13 protein-coding genes are annotated in these 19,420 nt (G+C 41.3%); 4 read left to right on the top strand and 9 right to left on the bottom strand.

The window, feature by feature from the left end; all coding sequences use genetic code 11:
• Positions 1-117: 117 nt before the first annotated feature.
• Both AC2CZC_RS14070 and AC2CZC_RS14065 read left to right on the top strand, forming a co-directional pair.
• Positions 118-3,489, top strand: coding sequence for a methyl-accepting chemotaxis protein (locus AC2CZC_RS14070; RefSeq protein ID WP_484582257.1), 3,372 nt, complete (start codon positions 118-120; stop codon positions 3,487-3,489).
• Between the two features lie 141 nt (positions 3,490-3,630).
• Positions 3,631-4,800 carry a MerR family transcriptional regulator gene (locus tag AC2CZC_RS14065; RefSeq protein ID WP_484582256.1) on the top strand — a complete coding sequence of 390 codons (1,170 nt, stop codon included), beginning with the start codon at positions 3,631-3,633 and terminating at the stop codon, positions 4,798-4,800.
• Positions 4,801-4,846: 46 nt separating this feature from the next.
• Here the strand turns inward: AC2CZC_RS14065 and AC2CZC_RS14060 are convergent, their stop codons facing one another.
• The 4 genes from AC2CZC_RS14060 to AC2CZC_RS14045 form a co-directional block, all read right to left on the bottom strand.
• Positions 4,847-5,194: a hypothetical protein gene (locus AC2CZC_RS14060; RefSeq protein WP_211037435.1), complete on the bottom strand. Its 348-nt coding sequence runs from the start codon at positions 5,192-5,194 to the stop codon at positions 4,847-4,849.
• Between the two features lie 142 nt (positions 5,195-5,336).
• On the bottom strand, positions 5,337-5,723 hold the full coding sequence (locus AC2CZC_RS14055; protein WP_484582255.1) for a DUF7674 family protein: 387 nt from the start codon (positions 5,721-5,723) through the stop codon (positions 5,337-5,339).
• Positions 5,720-6,343: a DsbA family protein gene (locus AC2CZC_RS14050; RefSeq protein WP_484582254.1), complete on the bottom strand. Its 624-nt coding sequence runs from the start codon at positions 6,341-6,343 to the stop codon at positions 5,720-5,722. The genes AC2CZC_RS14055 and AC2CZC_RS14050 overlap by 4 nt, the downstream gene beginning before the upstream one ends.
• A 127-nt stretch (positions 6,344-6,470) precedes the next feature.
• Entirely contained in the window at positions 6,471-7,613 is a 1,143-nt protein-coding gene (locus AC2CZC_RS14045; protein ID WP_484582253.1) for an MBL fold metallo-hydrolase, read from the bottom strand.
• Between the two features lie 210 nt (positions 7,614-7,823).
• Here AC2CZC_RS14045 and AC2CZC_RS14040 point away from each other — a divergent pair, with 210 nt between their 5' ends.
• Entirely contained in the window at positions 7,824-9,608 is a 1,785-nt protein-coding gene (locus tag AC2CZC_RS14040; RefSeq protein WP_484582252.1) for a hypothetical protein, read from the top strand.
• 73 nt (positions 9,609-9,681) lie between these two features.
• Here the strand turns inward: AC2CZC_RS14040 and ydiJ are convergent, their stop codons facing one another.
• The 5 genes from ydiJ to AC2CZC_RS14015 form a co-directional block, all read right to left on the bottom strand.
• On the bottom strand, positions 9,682-12,684 hold the full coding sequence (ydiJ, locus tag AC2CZC_RS14035; RefSeq protein WP_484582251.1) for a D-2-hydroxyglutarate dehydrogenase YdiJ: 3,003 nt from the start codon (positions 12,682-12,684) through the stop codon (positions 9,682-9,684).
• 166 nt (positions 12,685-12,850) lie between these two features.
• Positions 12,851-15,781, bottom strand: a complete 2,931-nt coding sequence (locus AC2CZC_RS14030; RefSeq protein WP_484582250.1) for a chondroitinase family polysaccharide lyase — start codon at positions 15,779-15,781, stop codon at positions 12,851-12,853.
• A gap of 406 nt (positions 15,782-16,187) precedes the next feature.
• Positions 16,188-17,417, bottom strand: coding sequence for an aspartyl protease family protein (locus AC2CZC_RS14025; RefSeq protein ID WP_484582249.1), 1,230 nt, complete (start codon positions 17,415-17,417; stop codon positions 16,188-16,190).
• A gap of 186 nt (positions 17,418-17,603) precedes the next feature.
• Complete coding sequence (locus AC2CZC_RS14020) at positions 17,604-17,801, bottom strand: hypothetical protein (protein ID WP_484582248.1); 198 nt, start codon at positions 17,799-17,801, stop codon at positions 17,604-17,606.
• Between the two features lie 310 nt (positions 17,802-18,111).
• Complete coding sequence (locus AC2CZC_RS14015; protein ID WP_484582247.1) at positions 18,112-18,696, bottom strand: outer membrane beta-barrel protein; 585 nt, start codon at positions 18,694-18,696, stop codon at positions 18,112-18,114.
• A gap of 415 nt (positions 18,697-19,111) precedes the next feature.
• Between AC2CZC_RS14015 and AC2CZC_RS14010 the strand changes: the two genes are divergently transcribed.
• Positions 19,112-19,384, top strand: a complete 273-nt coding sequence (locus AC2CZC_RS14010) for a RebB family R body protein (protein WP_063362408.1) — start codon at positions 19,112-19,114, stop codon at positions 19,382-19,384.
• Positions 19,385-19,420: the final 36 nt, after the last annotated feature.

Genomic DNA, 19,420 nt, shown 5'->3' with positions numbered 1-19,420 from the left:
TAAGATGTAATTCAACTTCAATTGCTAATAATACAACGCATTGCGATTTAGCTTCTATACTTGTTCTCAGGACTTTTTCTATTTCTCGCATCACCTGCGGACTAAGGGAATTTGAATATGACTAAATCCAAGCAACTTACTCTTTTTTCTACATTGCGCGCAAAGCTGATTGCTGCTTTTTCGGCTGTGATGATCACGCTTGCCGTGATTGGTTTTATTTCTTACTTTGCCTTAAAAATGGCCTCAGATGGATTTAAAGATTATCGAGAGTTAGCTCGTGATAGTAACCTAGCAGGCATTTTGCAGTCCAATATGCTAATGGTGCGTATGAATGTGAAAGACTTTTTGTTGACTGGCAGTGAGAAAGACATTCGCCAATATGATGAGTATTTCACGCAGGTCGAGAACTTACTCAAAGATGCGACGCGAGAAATTAACAAACCCGAACGTGCAGAAATGGTGAAACAACTCACCACAAAAATAGCAACTTACAATGAGACGTTTGACCTGATAAAAGCGTATCGAGTCCAACGCAATGACTTGGTGTTTAATAAACTCAACGTCATTGGCCCACAAATGGAGCGGGAACTTACCAAGCTGATGTTCAGTGCATCAGAAAGTAACGACACACAACTTGCTTATTTGACGGGGGTTGCGATGCGTAACCTGTTACTTGGTCGCCTTTATGTCATTAAATACTTAGAGAGTAATGACGAAAGCGCAGATCAAAGAGTCAAACAAGAATTTAGTGCGTTTGAGCAGCAAATGGACTTAATTGAACAGCTCACCAACACCGCGGCAAATCGTCAATTAATCGCGCAAGTCCGCGCACTTGAAGCAGACTATAAACAAGCTTATCTCAGCGTGCATGACATCATCGTAGATCGCAATGATAAAGTAACAAGTACCCTTGATGTGCTTGGACCTCGATTTGCCAAACTGGTTGACGATTTAAAGCTCTCTGTTAAAACAGACCAAGACAAACTAGGACCAATGCTCAAAGAAGCCAATGAGTCAGCAGTGACCAATATTATGATGACATTTGCAGTTGCCCTGCTACTCAGTGGCTGTATCGTCTTTATTCTGACCCGAAATGTAATGGCTCAGCTTGGTAAAGACCCAAGCGAGTTAGAAAATGTTGCTCGAGCAATTGCGCGGGGCGACTTAGATGAGCAATATGATGAACGCGCGCCAAAAGGCGTGTTTAAATCTATGATGGGTATGCGTGATAGCCTTCGCCAAATAAGAGAAAAAGAAAAAGAAGAAAAACGTATCGCCAGTACCAATGCGCGTATCAAAAGTGCACTGGATAACGCCAGTGCGTGTGTGATGATCACCAATACCCAAAACCAAGTTATCTATCTAAATGATGCCATTTACGCCATGTTCGACAATGCAAGCAGCGATATCTGTACTGTGCATGCGCACTTCGATAGTAAAGGCGTACTAAACCAGTCGCTTAGCCAATCTCTCCCTGATTTCGCTGAATTCGAGCAAAAAGCGCAGGGCCTTAGCGACAGCTACGCTAATGAGCTAAAAATTGCAGGTCGAACGTTTGCAGTGGTTGCAAGCCCCGTTGTTGTAGAAGGCAAAACAGTTGGCTTAGTTTACGAGTGGGAAGACAAAACACAGTGGTTAGCCAATGAAATAGAAAAAGCGCGGGTCGCATCGGAAAATGCCCGCGTAAAATACGCGCTGGATGGCTCATCTGGTCAAGTGATGATCACCGATGATAACTACAAAGTGATTTACCTTAATGGCGCATTAGAGAAGATGTTTAAAGAAGCATCAGCTGACGTAACGCGGGAGCTCACAGACTTTAACTCCGCAAATATTAAGTACAACGCGTTGGATTATTACTTCTCTCATTTTACCAACCTACTTGCTGAATTTGACGGCCTTACAACCAGCCACCAAAGTGAATTTGTGATTGCTGGACGGACATTTAATGTTGTTGCCAGTCCCGTCAAGGTCGATGGTGAGCGCGTGGGGACCGTTCTAGAATGGCAAGATAAGACACAGTGGCTCGCGCTTGAACGAGAAAAATCACGAGTTGCTTCTGAAAACGCTCGGGTGAAGTACGCACTAGACAGCGTATCGGGAAATGTAATGATAGCAGACCCTGACCTCAATGTAATTTATGCCAATAATGCGCTGCAAAATATGATGTTAGAGTCCGAGCAAGATATCAGACAACATGTCGGTGTTTTTGAAAGCACAAACCTAATGGGTTTTGCAATCCACAACTTTTATTTAGAACCGGAGCAGCAAAAGCTGATATTTGAGAACTTAGATGATACCCACCGCAGTGTAGAGCACATTGGTAATAAGGTGTTTGCCCTCACAGCTAATCCGATTGAAGTCGATGGCAAGCGCATTGGTACCGTGTTGGAATGGGTAGACCGTACTGCTGAAGTGAACATAGAGAAGGAGATTGATGACATTGTTCAAGCTGCTTCTCAAGGTGACCTGAGTAAGAAAATTGACCCAACAGGAAAGTCTGGTTTCTTTGGCAACTTAAGCCAAGGCCTAAATGACTTATTAGGCACCGTTGAAGTCGCACTCGATGATGTGATGCAAACACTGGGGGCGCTGGCTCATGGCGATCTCACAACCCGGATTACCAATGAATACCAAGGTAAGTTTGGCAAACTCAAAGAAGACACGAATGCAACCGCAGATAAACTCACGGAAATTATTTCTAGCATTCGCTCATCTGCAGGCAGTATTTCCCAAAGTGCCAATGAAATCGCGCAAGGCAATATGGACTTGAGTCAACGCACAGAAGAGCAAGCGTCTAGCCTCGAAGAAACCTCAGCCAGTATGGATACCATGACAGACAGTGTGAAACAAAGCAGTAAACGCGCTGAAAATGCTAATGAGTTGTCACTTGATGCAGAGCGTCGTGCAGAGCAAGGCGGCCAAGTCGTCAATATGGCCGTTACCGCCATGAAAGAGATCAGTGATTCAAGTAAAGAAATTTCTGAGATCATCGGGGTGATTGACGAAATTGCCTTCCAAACTAATTTATTGGCTTTAAATGCTGCAGTTGAAGCAGCCAGAGCGGGCGAACAAGGGCGCGGATTTGCCGTCGTCGCAGGGGAAGTCAGAAACCTCGCTCAGCGCTCCTCTGAAGCGGCGAAAGAAATCAAAGATCTGATCCGAGATAGCCAAACTAAAGTTGAAGAAGGTACCTCTTTAGTCAACAAGTCTGGTGAAACACTGTTGGAAATTGTCGAGGCGACCTCAAAAGTGCGCGTCATGATGCAAGATCTCGCTGAGTCTTCACGACAGCAATCTGAAGGCATAGTACAAGTGAACAGTGCTGTGACCCAAATGGATGAAATGACGCAGCAGAACGCAGCATTGGTTGAGCAAGCAACAGCCGCTGGTCAGTCTATGGCAGATCAAGCCAATAGTATGAATAGCACTATGGATTTCTTTACCATAGAGCAAAGGAGTACCGGACTTAGGACTTTAGCGTCCTAATTGATAAGCGTAAAAACCAAGGGGCATTCGCCCCTTCTTTCTTGCCTCTCATCTTTTTCCTTCATTTTTATAATCGAGCTTGACCTGTCTATCACTTTATACTTTAAAGTCTGTACTCATTAACTTTATTGAGTGACGTTCATGTACAAAATATCAGAACTCGCAAAGCGAGTTGGACTGTCTCGCACGGCACTACTCTACTATGAAAAGCAACAGCTCATTATAGGAAAGCGCCAAAGCAATGGCTATCGAGTCTATCTTGAGCGCGATGTGCAACGGGTACGACTTATACAAAAGTTGCTCGCGGGCGGACTTACCATAAAAGAATGTAAGGCATGCCTTGATAGCAAAATAGACCCTCAACTTTTACGTCAGCGACTGTCTGTATTAGACGAGGAAATAAAGCAAAAACAGCAAGCTCGCGATTTGCTATCAGCAATGTTGGGTGATGCGCCGCAGCACGCTTGGCATGAAGAGCTCAATGCAATTGCGCCTGATGCACACTTAAACTGGTTAATACAACAAGGCTTTAATGAAAAAGAAGCCCTCAGATTAAAATGGTTATCAAAAGATATGAATGAACATGAAAAATATATGGCTGATTTTATGAAAGTTTTTTCTCCTCTGGCACGCTGGGCGCCCGGTAGCGAGGAAGATACACTTAAAGCGCTGTCATACGTTCCCTTTTCTCCACAATCAATTGCTGACATAGGCTGTGGAAAAGGCTATGCGACTCAGTTACTTACAGCGCATACTAAAGCCAACATTATTGCTGTAGACAACGAGCAAAGCGCGCTTGATGCACTGACCGACAGCTTTACTCAACAAGGGCTGAGCCACAGGTTACAAACTGAATGCGCAAGTATGACTGAACTGAGTTTTAACCCACAAAGCATTGACCTTATTTGGTCAGAGGGCAGCGCCTATATCATGGGCGTACAAAATGCATTAAAGCAATGGAGCGCGATGCTCAACAGTGACGGTGTACTCGTTTTTAGTGACATGGTATGGCACACAGCAAAGCCAAGTGCTCAGCCGCAAGACTTTTGGGCTAAAGAATATCCTGATATGAAATCGGTTGAATCGAGATTGGCGCAAATATCCACACTCGGATACAAAGTCCTAGCGCATTTCCCACAAAGCGCTCAAGCCTGGCAAAACTATTACGGACCTTTGCATGAACGCGTCATTGAACTCAAAGACACAATGGTGGATTCCACCGCCCTGCAAGATATTCAAAAAGAAGTGGATATATGTACTGAGTATGCCAATGAATTTGGCTACCACATGTTTATTTTGCAAAAGATCTAACACGAGACAGATAAAGGCGCTGAATGCGCCTTTTTACAAAACAGAATTAATATTTAGTGATCGCCAATAGTGCGTTATTGCTCTCACCATCGTGACATCTTCTGTCGCCGCTATCGCGGTTTTCTACAACTAGTGTATATTTTACTTGGTTGTTTTTTGATTGACGAATTGCTTCTAGCACAGGGCCTAGCAAATAAGTTTGCTCTGGATAAATGATCAAAGGCTCTAGCTCAAAACCACCATCAGAATAGCGAGAATAACGTACTTCATACGCGTTATTGCCAATTGAAAAAACGTTTTTTAAATAACCAGAACAGTTAAAAACAGTTGCAGCTTGAGACTGAGCTGCAAACATTAACGCACTTACTGATAATACCTTAATATAATTTTTCATTTTTTGTCCTTAAATTTTAATTATTAGTCGCCATTTTGGCGACATCCCAACTTAAAGAACAAAAGTTAAAGTAATATTAAAAGCAAGAAAGTAACAAGGTAGAAGCTGAAAATTAAATGCTTCCACTAACTATTATCACTTATTACCTGAAATCAGGAGTAGGCAAATTAGCATGAAAATCGATATAAAGCGTTTTCAGTAATTCCGGTAACACCTGCCAGTAACCTTGTGCGTTTACTGCACTGACTTGCCAAAATAGATTTTCTGTAAAAGATACATCAATACAGTCTTTTACCTCATCAATTCCACATTTATATTGTGTCTCAAAGTAATTAAAAACATCTACATAGTGCGCTGAAGGTGCCCCCTTGTTCATCTCAATGTTAATTGCTTTAGCGACACTTTCAAACCAAGAATACGCATATTCAGGGTCAAGATCTCCCCATAACTTTAAGTGTGCTTGATCTGCCTTTTGGGTAACTTCAGCAAAACGACACCTGAAGTCAAAATACATGTCTAATACAGTCATTGTGATGATGCTTGGTGTATTTTAGTAAACCGCTCAGACAGCTCACTTGCTTGGCAATACCCTAAAGTCAGTGCATAGGCATGGTTTTCATCAGTCACATAAAACAATGCGGGGAAGCCACCCACTTGTAACTGGCGGGTTAGCGCCAAATGCTGCTGCAGCTGCGCTTGTGTATCTTGTGCATTAAGTGAAGATAAAAACTGCGCTTCGTCTAGTCCAATAGACACCGCGCATGCTGCCAAAGTCGCATCTAATGATGGATTCAATGCTTGTTGATAATAGACCGACTGAATCGCCTTTGACATAGCTTCTGCACCATTTTCTTTCATAGTTTGCGCAGCAATCACAGCCCGACAAGCTTGATAAGTAGAACGATAAGGCGTGTTATGGTGCCAATAATCATGATTAAACGAGACTTGGGTTCTTTGTTCTATTTGGTGCCAATATGAAGCAATTGTGTCTCTTAAACTTTGCTCCATTGGCTCAGTATTGTCTGGCGCAAGACCGCCCATAACCCAATCTACCCGAGCACTTGCATGCTCACTTAAAAACGCCTCTAATTCTGGCCCAAACCCATAGCACCAAGCACACATCGGGTCCATCACATATACAAAACGCATTGACACTTAACCCCATCTCTCTAATTATACTGCCAGAAGATACACACAATTATATAAGTATCAACTATATCACTGAATTTAAAGCATCCCTGCCAGTTTATCAGCTATGCATCAAGCTAAAGCATACTCAAAGCTTGCTCCAACTGGTTGTCCCTACATATCGCCTTTGCCAGCTTTTACCAAAATGGAGTTTGAGCTTTCTAATTTTCCCTCGTTCATTGCGAACAATTTCAAACTGTTCATTTAATTCACCAGAAGGGTTTATTAAGGTGTTTTTTTCAGTCCATTTAAGAGGCAAAATATAGTTCCCTTCACTGCGCGCAATCAGCCTGCCATTTTGCACAATCACTTCAAATATTTTGCCATTATTAGACACATATTTTCCTAGCAGCTCATCCCACTCTTTTAATGTTGCTTTATAGTCTGGCGTGGCATGAAAGTTTACTGCACTGCGCACTCTAGAAATAATGTCAAAGTCCAAGCGCTCAGGGTAATACGTTTTAAAAAATGACTTTATTTCTTGATGTTCAGTGATCTCCTCCGGTGATAAACCGTTAGCTGAAAGTTTTTGTACAAGTGACTTAAACAAACCTGTACTTTTAATTTGCAGCTCCACGTCTGCACGGCTTGCAAATAACTGATCGGGTAATACGTTACCCGGTACAATCACGGTCTGCTCATCAATCATTGTCAATGCAGACTCAAGGCCTGAAATATGCCCATCAACCCCCTTTGGTCCAAATACCGTTAACCAGTCACTGCGGTAGCTGTCAGCCATAAACAGAATATTGGCTTGCTTTAACCGTATGTTCATATGCCCAAATGAGTGCCCGCCACTGTGGTGCATTGAAATGGTTTGTCCGCCAAATTCAAGGGTGTAACCATCATCAACCAGCTTTTGTGTGAAAATATTGCTGTATTTAAGCGCTTGGTGAGAAATGATCTGCGCGCCTTTATGAGCAAAATAGCCATTGAGGTGCGCATTGCCACCATCATAATTATTGTTTAATACATATTTGACGGGTAAGTCTGATATTTTTCGAAGTGCCTCTTCAAAAGGATGTGCATCTGACGCGATATTGCAATTAACCAACAACAAGCCATCTTGCCCAACAACCACTCCGTAGCTAATACTAACCCCCTCCCAGTGACGGGTCATAATATACACGTTATCTGTTAATTTTTGATGCGTGTACTTCTGTGAACTAAACACCACACTCGAAAAGAAAAGCATAAATACTGCATAGATAAATAGACTCTTATTCTTCATTTTTTTCCTCAATTACAACTTGAATACAATCAGAAAAACGTAAATAAAGCGCACTGTAAATGTGCGCAGGATATGGTTTTACTGATGCTTATCTGATGAGAATAAAAGCATAAAAAACATATACATAAATACAGTAAGGGTTTTTAAATTTACAACTCAAATGATAAAGTAAAGATATAAAAATAATAAAGACAAGGAACAAGTTATAAAATGTCAAAAACGATTTTAATTTTATTTATTATAATCCTCATTTCAGCATGTCAGTCGACCCTAAAAGTAGAAGATGCACAGCTACAACAGCAAACGACATTAGCAAACGGTCAGGGCGTTGTGGCAGTTGAAGTCATCAACAATACCTCGCGCCTAGCGCCAAGGCACCAAAATTGGCGAAATGTGATTGTCGTTAGATTAGATAATGCAGAGCAACGTAAGCAAACAGCAATCGCACATGCGCGTGAGGAGGCGAAAAGGAAAAAAGTATCGTTTGATCCTGATGAAGTTGAATGGCAACGTGATTACTATAGCTTAACGGCAAACCCTCAGGGCACAATTTCAAGCCAAGTGTTTGTTGGGGCAATACCCGAAGGGGAATATGCCATAGCATCCCTGTATAGCTATTATTTTGATGGCAATCTAGAGTCTTGGCTCACTATGCCAGTATACAGACAGGCCGGAGTTTTCAACGTAGAAGCATCTGCCCTAACGGATTTAGGGACTCTCGTTTTCCAGCCATTATTAAATATCAAAGACCCATCTTTTTGGGGCAATCGCTCCAAAAAGCATGCATATGTTACTAGAATCACTAGCAATACAGATTTATCGCCATTCATAAAACAACATCACCCAAACTTAGCAAGCAAACTCAATTTTTCTCGTGTAAATTCATGGCAACATGACCCATATGCGCCAATAAGAGAGAAACTGAGCAATCTGTCCATGCTCAACGCATACGGTGAACGTGCTATTTCGCTACAAAACAGTAAAAATAACATGTTAGCCGCAAGATTTGGGCTATTGCATGTGATCAATGAAAATGGAGACTTAACAACCGACTCGTTACCAACAACATCGCAATTAACCTCTGGTACCGTGTTTAATAATAAACTCTATGTAGGGAGTGAAAGAGGCATACTATTTAGCAAGTCTACAAATGGTCAATGGCAAGAGAACTACCCCGTTTCTGCCAAAGAAGCATTTGTTTGGTTAGGAAGCTCTGACCAGTTTGGCTATGCAATTACAAGCTCCGAGAAGAAACATACAATCTATCGTTTTAGCGATGTGCAATCTGAATGGCAGAATATTGGTTATCTCGACAAAAAAGATGACAAGACTCACCGCAGAGAGAATGGCGGGTTGTTCGCATTCTTTGATGGAAACGGGAACCTAAGGGTTATCAACGACAAAGTTATTTATTTGTATGATCAAACTTTGAACTCTTGGCAGTCTAAACCTCATCAGAAGTATAAAAAATTAGCGCAATTAAAAACCGGTGAACTCGTTGCAGTAGAAGTCAGTCAATGGTCTGGATACGGCAAACAAGTCATTTCTACCGACTATGGTCATACTTGGCACGTTGTTGACCGCACATTACAGGTGTCCGGAGATCCAAAAATTTACGCAACTCCTCCTGTTGTTCTCCCTAACAACCAAGTTGCTTCTATAGGACGCTTTAAAAAAACACACCATAGCAAAAGCCAGTTACGTATAATGACAGCAGAACTGTCGAATGTGAATGACCAATCCAAGTGGACTGCACATGGTCACTTGTTACCACACTGCCAAACTCAGTTGTCTGAGCTAACACAAGCGTCTACCTTATTTTTTCTATGTGATGAGGGGCAAATAGTAAGTACTTCAGACTTAGGTTATAACTGGAAAGTCAAAGTTGAAATTGATATTGCGAAAATGCAAGAACAGTTTGACGAGTTAGCTGCGCATTTAGAAAAAGAAAAACCATCTGAGGCTAACCAAAGCAGTATGCCAAAACCTAAATAAAAAGAACGCTTAATAAGATTAAACCCGCCGTAACAGGTTCGGGTTTAATCTTTCTTCTTAGTACTCAAAGCAACTACAAAATATCTGCAATAAACTCCACGGGATGCTTTGGCTTACGCCCTTCAAAGCGTTTAACTTGACTGCGGCAAGAAAACCCTGTTGCAACTACGATTGATGACTGTACATGTGGTTGCCAAGATGCGTTATATAATGCTCTTGATGCAACTTGATTTTTACTCTCATGACCAAAGGTACCTGCCATGCCACAGCACCCGATACTAGGCGCGTTAATTTTTATGCCGAGCGTATCAAAAATGTTCTTCCAAGTAGCCGATGCTGCGCGTGCGTTCGTTTCTTCGGTGCAATGAGGCATTAGAGTCAATGACTTAGCCACCGATGTTGGCGATAAAGTGCCAAGGTCTTGTTGTTTGAGCCACTCATGAATTGTGAGTACATGAAAATCCCCTCGCTCTGCGTCACTAAGCACTTTGCGATACTCATCATCGTATACAAATACCTGTGCGGAATCTAAGCCAACCATAGGAATGTTTAAGCTTGCAGCTTGCTGTAAAAATGCACTGGTGGCTTTGGCGGTTATTTTAAACTCAGGCAAAAACCCTTTCACATGCTGGGTTTTACCGTTGCCATGAAAAGGTAAAAGAACGGCATCTTTACCGAGCTTATTTACTAATTTAATGGTTGCAGCAATTAATTCAGCTTCATAAAACCAAGTGAATGGGTCTAATACCACCAGCACATGGTTATCTTTTTGCGACTGACTGAGCTGGCTTAACGCTTCATAGTTATATTCAACCCCTGTGGGCTGGTTGGTACTGAGCTTTGGTAAATCTTGATAACCTAATCCCCACTTACTGAGCTTATTCACAAACTTTGAGCCAATCACAGGATTTAGTATTGATGCACCACGCGACATCAAAGGCAGCAGCTTTTCAATATTCCCGACGACATAATCCTTAAGCCCACGGCCATACTTTTGATGATAGAAATGCAAAAAATACGCCCGAGAATTTGGGATATCCACTTTGACAGGGCATGCCGTTGAACATGCTTTACAGGCTAAGCAAGCATCCATGGCACGCTTTACCTCATGGTTTAACTTGGCAAGCTCTCCCACTTCAGAGATCTGTACCTGAGACTTTGTTTCATCAAAGTATGCAGACTGCTGTAATGGTAACTCCACTCCTTGAGCTGCTTGTAAGCGAGTCCACTCTTTAAATAACATAGCGCGCCCTTTGGGAGAGTCTCGCCTATCTTTGGTTATTTTATATGATGGGCACATTTGAGTGCTTTCATTGTAGTTAAAACACAGCCCGTTGCCGTTGCAATTTAGCGTATCTTGAAACGACGTTTTTATATTAATAGGTATAAGCTGGTCATATCGCGCTCTAAGCGGCCCCTCTACGCCTGCAAGTACAGTCTCATTATCAATCGGCGTACATATTTTCCCAGGGTTGAGTTTGTTATGTTTATCAAATGCAGTTTTGATTTTTCTCAATTCTAAAAATAATTCAGGACCAAAAAAGTCAGGGCCATATTCACTGCGAAACCCTTTACCATGCTCACCCCAAAACAAGCCACCATACTTTTTAGTCAACTCAGATACTTTATCTGATATGGGTTTTAACATGGCTTGCTGCTTATCATCACACAAATCCAAGGCCGGTCGTACATGTAAAACACCAGCATCAACATGACCAAACATGCCATAACTCAAGTAATAGCTATCAAGCAGCTCTCTGAATTCAGTGATAAAATCAGCAAGGTTTTCTGGTGGCACTGCGGTGTCTTCAACAAATGCAACTGGCTTTTGCGCCCCTTTGGTATTGCCTAATAGCCCCACCGCTTTTTTACGCATCGCATAAATTTTTAAAATATCAGCCTTATTGGTGGTTATTGAATAAGATAAAACCCCAGCTTTTTTGCTTTCAATCAATGAATCTAATTGGTTCGTTAATGCCCTCACCTTGGTATTGATGTCAGACTCATTTGTGCCATTAAACTCCACCATATTTAACCCATCAGAGATAATATGAGCCGGAGTTTCTAAAAAATCGGCGACACTACGCCAAATCATATCTTCACGCGCCAGATTTAAAACTTTGCTGTCCACGGTTTCAACAGAAGTCGAACGGGCGCTCACCAAAAAAGGGGAATGCCTCAATGCTGAGTCAAAGTTGTCATAGTTAATATTGACCAATGTTTTGTATGGCTCAATAGGCAGGATGTTCAGTTTTGCTTCGGCGACAACCGCAAGGGAGCCCTCACTACCAGCAATAATGCGGGTTAGGTCAAAGGACTGCATATCGTCACTGAGCACATTTTTAAGGTCATACCCAGTTAAAAAGCGATTTAATTTTGGAAAAACGTCTAAGATTTTGGCGCGGTTTTCAACACAGCTGTTAAGTACGTCACGAAAGATATGTCCTTGGCGGCTGTCCTGCTTGGCGATTGTCTGTGCTGCCTTCATCGGCATTTGGCATGTATCAAGCTCATAGCCATCAGCTAAAAAACACTTTAAAGCCAATACGTGATCGCTGGTTTTACCATAAACCAGAGAGCCCTGCCCTGATGCGTCAGTATTTATCATACCACCCACCGTTGCACGGTTGCTGGTAGATAAATCAGGCGCAAAAAAGAATCCGAGCGGCCTTAAAAAATCATTGAGCTGATCTTTGATAACACCACCTTGTACTCTAACCCACTTTTCTTCCGTGTTTACCTCTAAGATTTGTCGCATATGTCGCGATAAATCCAATACAATGCCCCCTGTAAGTGATTGCCCATTAGTACCTGTGCCACCGCCACGTGGACCAAAGCTGAGCTGACGAAACTCCGCTTTATCTGCCAACGACAATGCAGTTTGAATATCCTCATTTGACTTGGCAAATATCACTGCTTGTGGAAATTGCTGGTAAATACTGTTATCCGTTGAGTGAACCAAAGTGGTTGAATAACTGGTATCTATTTCTCCTTTAAACCCCGACGCTTTCAACTCGTTTAGGTATTTTTTAACGACACTGTCCAGATTCAAACTGACTTTATTCTCCTGACCCATTTTTGCGCCCCACGCCAAAATGATACAATATAACATAACTTAAAATATTCGTAACTAGACTTAATGCGCGAGCACACTCCAAAAAGCAGTGCATAAAAAAGCGGCAAGATTGTCATCTTGCCGCTTTGAATTAGTTGGGAGATCTAATTTTAGTAGTGTAGTTGAATTACTCAGCTTTGCTTAATTGAATATTGGCAGCCTGGCCAAAAAAGCTGTGCGTTTTGATAAGCGTATTGCCTTTGACATGCTGATAGTCAGCATCATTTGTTTGCCAAATGCCTTTTAGAACGATTTCAATAGGCACACTCTGTGTTGCCTGTGTTTTACTTACTTTTAACTCTGGCGAAGACACACTTAAAGTTGCCTGCTTAGCATTTAATTGCACAAGTAACTGCGCAGTCGTACTCACTGAACGCACCGGACCAAACTTAAAGTTTGTAAAATCAGTGCTGCTGTAGCCATATAAGTTATTTATGCGATTGCGGATGTACATACCGTTTTGATCCGTTTTACGAATATTAAAATAAGGGTAGCGAGCCATTTTTTGTGCCAATTCACTCATCTGGCTTGGTGTTGCATCCATTACTACAACATATTCATAAGTCGCGTTAAGTGGCGCTGTGCCGTGATTGATCCACGCTTTGGTAAATACACCTTTTGTTTGCTGCTTCGTCTTATTATGACGAGACGTTTGTGATCCTCGACTGACTTTTACTTGCTCTGCATTTTGTAAAAAGTAGCCAACGCCATTGTCATCTATCAGCCAATCGCCCGTGCCTAGCGTCAGATCAAAGCGAGTACTATTAATTTCCTCGCCATTCACCCAGATTGAACGCGGCGTGTCTACGACTGCTAATTGGAACAATGTCGTTTCAGTAACGTTTTTACCATCTAGGTTTGAGATCCCGTTGCCTGTTAAAAACAACATGTTGTCGGCAGCAAGCACATGCTTTTCTGCTACAAAGCTCGACTCAAACTTGTCTTTATCTTGTGGTGCTTGGTGCTTAAACGTAAATAAACTAAATTTATCCTGCAGCGATGTAGACCCACTCACCCCAGTGTCTGAGCGCAACATTAAACTATGTTTATTTGGGCTTTCTAACTCGTCTAGACTCAAGTGAATTGTAGTTGCACCTGGGTTTCGGTTCCAATCCCAACCAGCTTCTTGATAGCCCCACTCATCGGGCTCACCAAATGGCATCACATGCACACTACCATGGCTTTGGTAGCGACCATAACGGTTGTCTTTTCTGTAAATTTCAGACGACCACACATCTTTATTGTAGCCTTTTATCAGTGCCATCCGATCCCCGTGTCTATGCACGACAAACGCACCGCCATTATAACTCCAGCTCCCTTCTGGTAATTTCGCTGGTGTAATATTTTGACCAAATATCTGGCTTCCTTGGTCTACTGATTGATTTGTCACTTGCAAGTAAATGGCTGCCAACTCTTCATCCAATATAGGATATGCCATAGCCAAATCACGCAGGCCGCTACTGTAGTGCTTAACACCCAATTTGCTAAATGGATGCCTACCAGATAAACCTAGAGGCACATACGGGTTGGTATAACGCCAACCTGCGACCATGACCTTTTTCAAGCTGTCTAGCGCGGTGTTTTGCAGTGCAAACTCAGTGCCTTTTAGAATATACGCAACTTGTGCCGCACGCTTAAATGCTGGAAAAGCATAGCCTGCATAATGGCCATAGTGACGCCATGCTGTGCCATCTGGCCTAAAACCGTCGTGATATCCAGAAGGCGTTTGGCTTAGCGCACCAGAAAAGAAATGAGAAAACTGCTTAACCAACGCAACACGTTCTTTAACATCAGGATTTAAAAGCAGTAATGCTAAATGTTGATTAGACAAGGTATTAAAATAATCTAGGTTAGAGCTTTTCTCGTTTAGTGCCATATCAAAGCTCGATTTAAACTCACGTGAGAACCATAGTAACGCTTCATAAGTGTGCTTAAGTAGGTTCTGCTGTTCAAGTTCATTAGCCATCATCAGCGCAGAAATATACCACCAACGTGTGCTATAGCCCCAGTGATGTGTCGTCACCAAACCACTACCGGCTGCATAACCTTGATCAAGTAAGTGCTTGGTCAGTAGGCTATACATGTTCACAATGTCAGACTTGTATCCATCAAACGCGCTGTTATGGTATGCCTTTGCCAAATCCAACATCAAGTCAGTGTAATCATCTAATTCACGATATGCTTGCACTAATGCTTTATCTTCGCTAGATAAGTGCTTAGTTTGATATATGGTCTTTTGATAGCCCATGACGATATGGCGACCAGTTATAGTGCCATCTGCTGCGATGCTGATCTGATAGTCATCAAATCGTTTTTGCAACGACGCAAAACTGCCCGAGCGACCTTTGAACTGATCAATCAGTTGCTGTTGCACCCTATCGATATCTGCCAACTGGGCAGTCGTTGGAGAAGGTATATTTTTGCTTAAATCAAAATGAATCTCAGGTAATTTATATCGCGTCGTCACTTGATGATCTGACCATTGGTAACGTTTATCATCAACCGATACCATAACACGGTCAATAAACACAGGCTGTGCCGCCTGTGTAATTGTACTCGGAGCTTTAAATACCAGCTTAGATAAATTATGTGTCACCGCAGGTTTAAAATCAGCATTTAGTGACACACCAACAGCACGCCAACCTGTGAAGTTCATATTGACTGGAAGCGTGGTCGTTTGCTCTGCATCTGCATCCGTTAGCAACACTTGCATAATGTCATTTACAGCGACTGGATTATAAATCCAAAAAGACAGCACTTGTGTCGCACCTCGACCATACGCTTTACTCGCCTGCTTATCAGTCATGCGTACAAAGTATTGCTCAATGGTAAGCTCATGTGACTTACCCCAATCCCAAAGCAGTGACTGTTCACCATTTATTGCTCTTTGCTGTGTGAGCCGAGCGTCATTGCTATGTACATTATCAGGGAGTCCATTTCCTTCAAAACTCAAAATTTGCGACTGTAAACTGTGAGCAGATACATTGCTCGCAACACCTAAAGAAAGTGCAGCCAACAGTGACAGTTTAAATTTTGCTTTGTGCATGTTTTGAAGCATATTGCTTTGCGCCTATCATTACTTTTTACTAAACCCCAAGTTAAAAACAATACCTAGGGATGAAATTTGGTGCGCATAATGCGTTATTTGCAATAATTTAGTCAACCGTTCCAAATCACTTGTCATAAAACTTTAATAAACAACATACCAGAACAAACGTTTAATATTAAAAATAAAATATAAAAATCAATACATTAAAGGTAAGGGTTTTTCAATTGGCCAACAAACCTAAAACAGAAACAAATAAAATAAACTTTATCCTGCACATAAAAAGAACAAAAAACCAAAAAAGTAGAAGATAGGTAATTAGGATTAAATCAAATGACACAACAACATTTGGAACGATGCAATATAGGCAGGTACTTTGTATGCACAAGCCATATTCATGACTTGTGCGACTTTGCTATCACTTTTGTACATTACTGTAGCCTGCAATATGCTGTGCATTGAGCTGATAGCAGGTATCGTTTCTTGTGATGCATAATGTATGTTCACCCACAGTTGATGAAAGCGCAATCCAGTCTGTTTGTGACAGCTGTTTCGCATTTACGCCATTAAAACTCACAACTACATCACCTACTTTGATCCCTGAGCCAAAGGCTGCCATATCCGGCATCACATACCTCACAACAAACGCACCATTGATCAGCTTTCTCAACTCCAAGCCAAGTAAGTTGTATTGCGCTGCAAACTTGGTTGACCGATATGGCTTTAAATGGAGCGTTAAGTTGCTGTAGTCAATAACATAACTAAAATGCGATAACGCTGAGCTACCAAGCACAGACTTGCCATCATCGTCCCCTTCAATAAAATTTGTTTTCACATTGGTTAAAGTTAAGTTCCCAGCTTTAACTTGTGGCACAGTCCCACGCTGGTGCACAGTTTGACCATTTAAACCAAAGTCAGAGCCCGTGACCGTTTTACCTTTAAACTCAAAGCCTGCATCACGCACATAATAATTATTCAGTTTGAAATAATGACGACTACCGGTATCAAGCGCGACCTCATGTTCAAGCTCCTGGTTATTGCCTAGGTCAATTTCACTATCAAAATAAAGTTTGCTGAGAAACACACGCATCGGGATGGTTATATCTTCTTGTGATGATTGATAAGGTGCTTTTGAAATAGCGACAGTGCCTTTTTTAGGATCTATGTACCACGTAAAATGTTTTAAAATGTCATGACCAAGCACACCATCAAAAACAGCCTCCTCAGGCTGTAAGAAGTAATCTGTTTGAGACAGAGGCATAAATGCAAAACTCACCTCATCAAAGCTTACATCGCCAAGCTTAATTTGACTCACTTGCGTTTGATAAGCGCGTGAATTTTCACCATCACCCCACCCGCCTAGCTCAAGTGGATATCCTTCTTTTAAACCAAGCGCCTTAACTTTGCTTGTATCTTCCAACAACGAAATCGATGCCCCAGTATCAATCATCATTTTAAAACCGCTGACACCATTAATGGTCATATAAACATACGGTTTAGCACTAATTTCGGCATCTAGTTGAGAGTGCGTTTTTCCTGCTTGCCAATTTGGCTCTAGATCATCATTTTCATATTTAAGTCGGAGATAATTAGCGACACTGCAACCGCTTAATACCATGGTGCCCAAAAGTAAAATAAGAAGCTTCATCAATCATTCCTTTTTGTATTTGAAAGTCACAACAATACAAAAGGGTTTGTGAAGAGAACGTCAAATTCACTCATGGAAAGAACCAGTGCTAGCGATATGCTTTATGCACGCAAAGAGTGTAAGCTACTAATTTACCGATGTTAACCACATCATAATGTCGAAACCATTTACTATTTTTCCCTATTATCACTGCGGATTTTTTAATACGCTCGATAATGTACTTTTACAGCATGCGCCTTCTGTACAGCGCTTTTGCGACGCATCTTCTCTAAGTAGATTTGAGTGTGTGCAGTCACTGTATTTACATAAAGAGGTTAACTCAACAATCGAGCTAAATGTAAGCTCAATACCCTGTTCAGAATGATCAAGCTGTAGCTCTCGCATACCCGGCGTATTGATAACCGCTACACCTCTTTGGGAAAAAATTGTCGACGGATTGTGTCCTAATTTTAATTAGTGTGTCCTTAGTCAATGGTTTATAGTAAATTAATTTAATCCATTGTATTGGCGGTTAATATAAATATCCGTCAATTTCGTTGTAAGGACTAAGACATGAAAATTATTCTTAAAGAAGTAGTTATGGAGTCTAAACATCTCAGATAAACTCAAAGCAAGAGCTATCTCTAACTCGCTAAACTAGAAAATATGCCTGCACCGCAGACATATATAACTAAATGCCTTAGCATTAATTCATTCAAAATTGATAATTAACACCTAAGGAGAAACCACTTACGTTTTTATCAATGGGGTTAAATTCACCTAAACTTGAATACTCTAATGACACTTGCCAGTTTTCAGGAAAGCTGTACTTAACACCTAACCCATAGCCAAGCCCACCATCATCATAGGTATACTTGCGAGATTGATTATGTTCGCTGTCTTTTTTGAAGCGAAACTTATGTTGAATTCGTGTATCAACCATTTGCAAATATCCATAAGCGGACCAGTTGTTAATTATTGGCACTTCACCAATTGCTTTTACTTTAACTTGTTGCTCTATTCTATATTCAGATGTCGATGAATAGTTAGCTAAAGGGTTTGAATAATAGCGCTCTTCTTTCATAAATGCGCCAACGCCTGCACCATATGCAACTTCAAAAGATAAAAAGTCATTGTACTTGTACCCACCTTTGAGTGTAGCAACACCCAATTCCAAATGACCAAATTCATAATTACTGTATTCCGCCCCAGTATAGAAGTCCTTACTCAGCGTGTCAGATGCATGAGTGTTAAGTGCTATCAATGTTAATAGGCTTGCTGAAATGATTGCGTGTTTCATAATTTAATCCCTTTACAGTATTTTTAAGCTGGGATTAATTTATCAATATAAAATGTTAGAAAGGGTACAAAAGTGTTTAAACAATATTTTTTAGTGTAAAAACACTAACACCCTACCCCATTGAAATATAAGCACCTACACTTGGTCAATCGAAAGATTCAGAGTGAGTTAACTCGCCTGAATAATTCCACATAACAGTTTCAATACATAGCAACAATTTAACTCTCCATGACCAAACAGCCATGTGTAATAGGGGTGTAATTTAAAACTCTAAAAAACAGCGCTATGCTCCATTAAAGTGTGATGCACTATTTATTTTCTTAATAAAGTGAGCACTCATTTTTTTTTAAAACCTTATAAATAGTAAGCACACACTACATATTTATATGGCCAACTATCTAGCAGGAGAAGTGTCATGCCAAATACAGTAAATGGAGCAATTACAGATTCAGTAACGCAAGTAAATACCAAAGTGCTGGGAGAGACACCAGCGACGGCTATGGGAAACTTGATGATGACCATAAGCCAAGCACTATCAGTCAGTGGGCAGAATCTTACAACTGGGCAGCAACAAGCCAATGTGATGTATCAAGCTGCCACAGTGCAAGGTATTAATGCGCTCTTAAAAACAGGTAATGTAGCTACGGGTAAAACGATAACCGAAAAAGAAGACGACCCAAATACCTAACCCTACTTATCCTGAAATAGTGCTAGTGCCAATTAT

The sequence above is a fragment of the Pseudoalteromonas sp. MMG033 genome (genome assembly GCF_057197785.1).
This window is presented reverse-complemented; position numbering and strand designations above follow the sequence as displayed.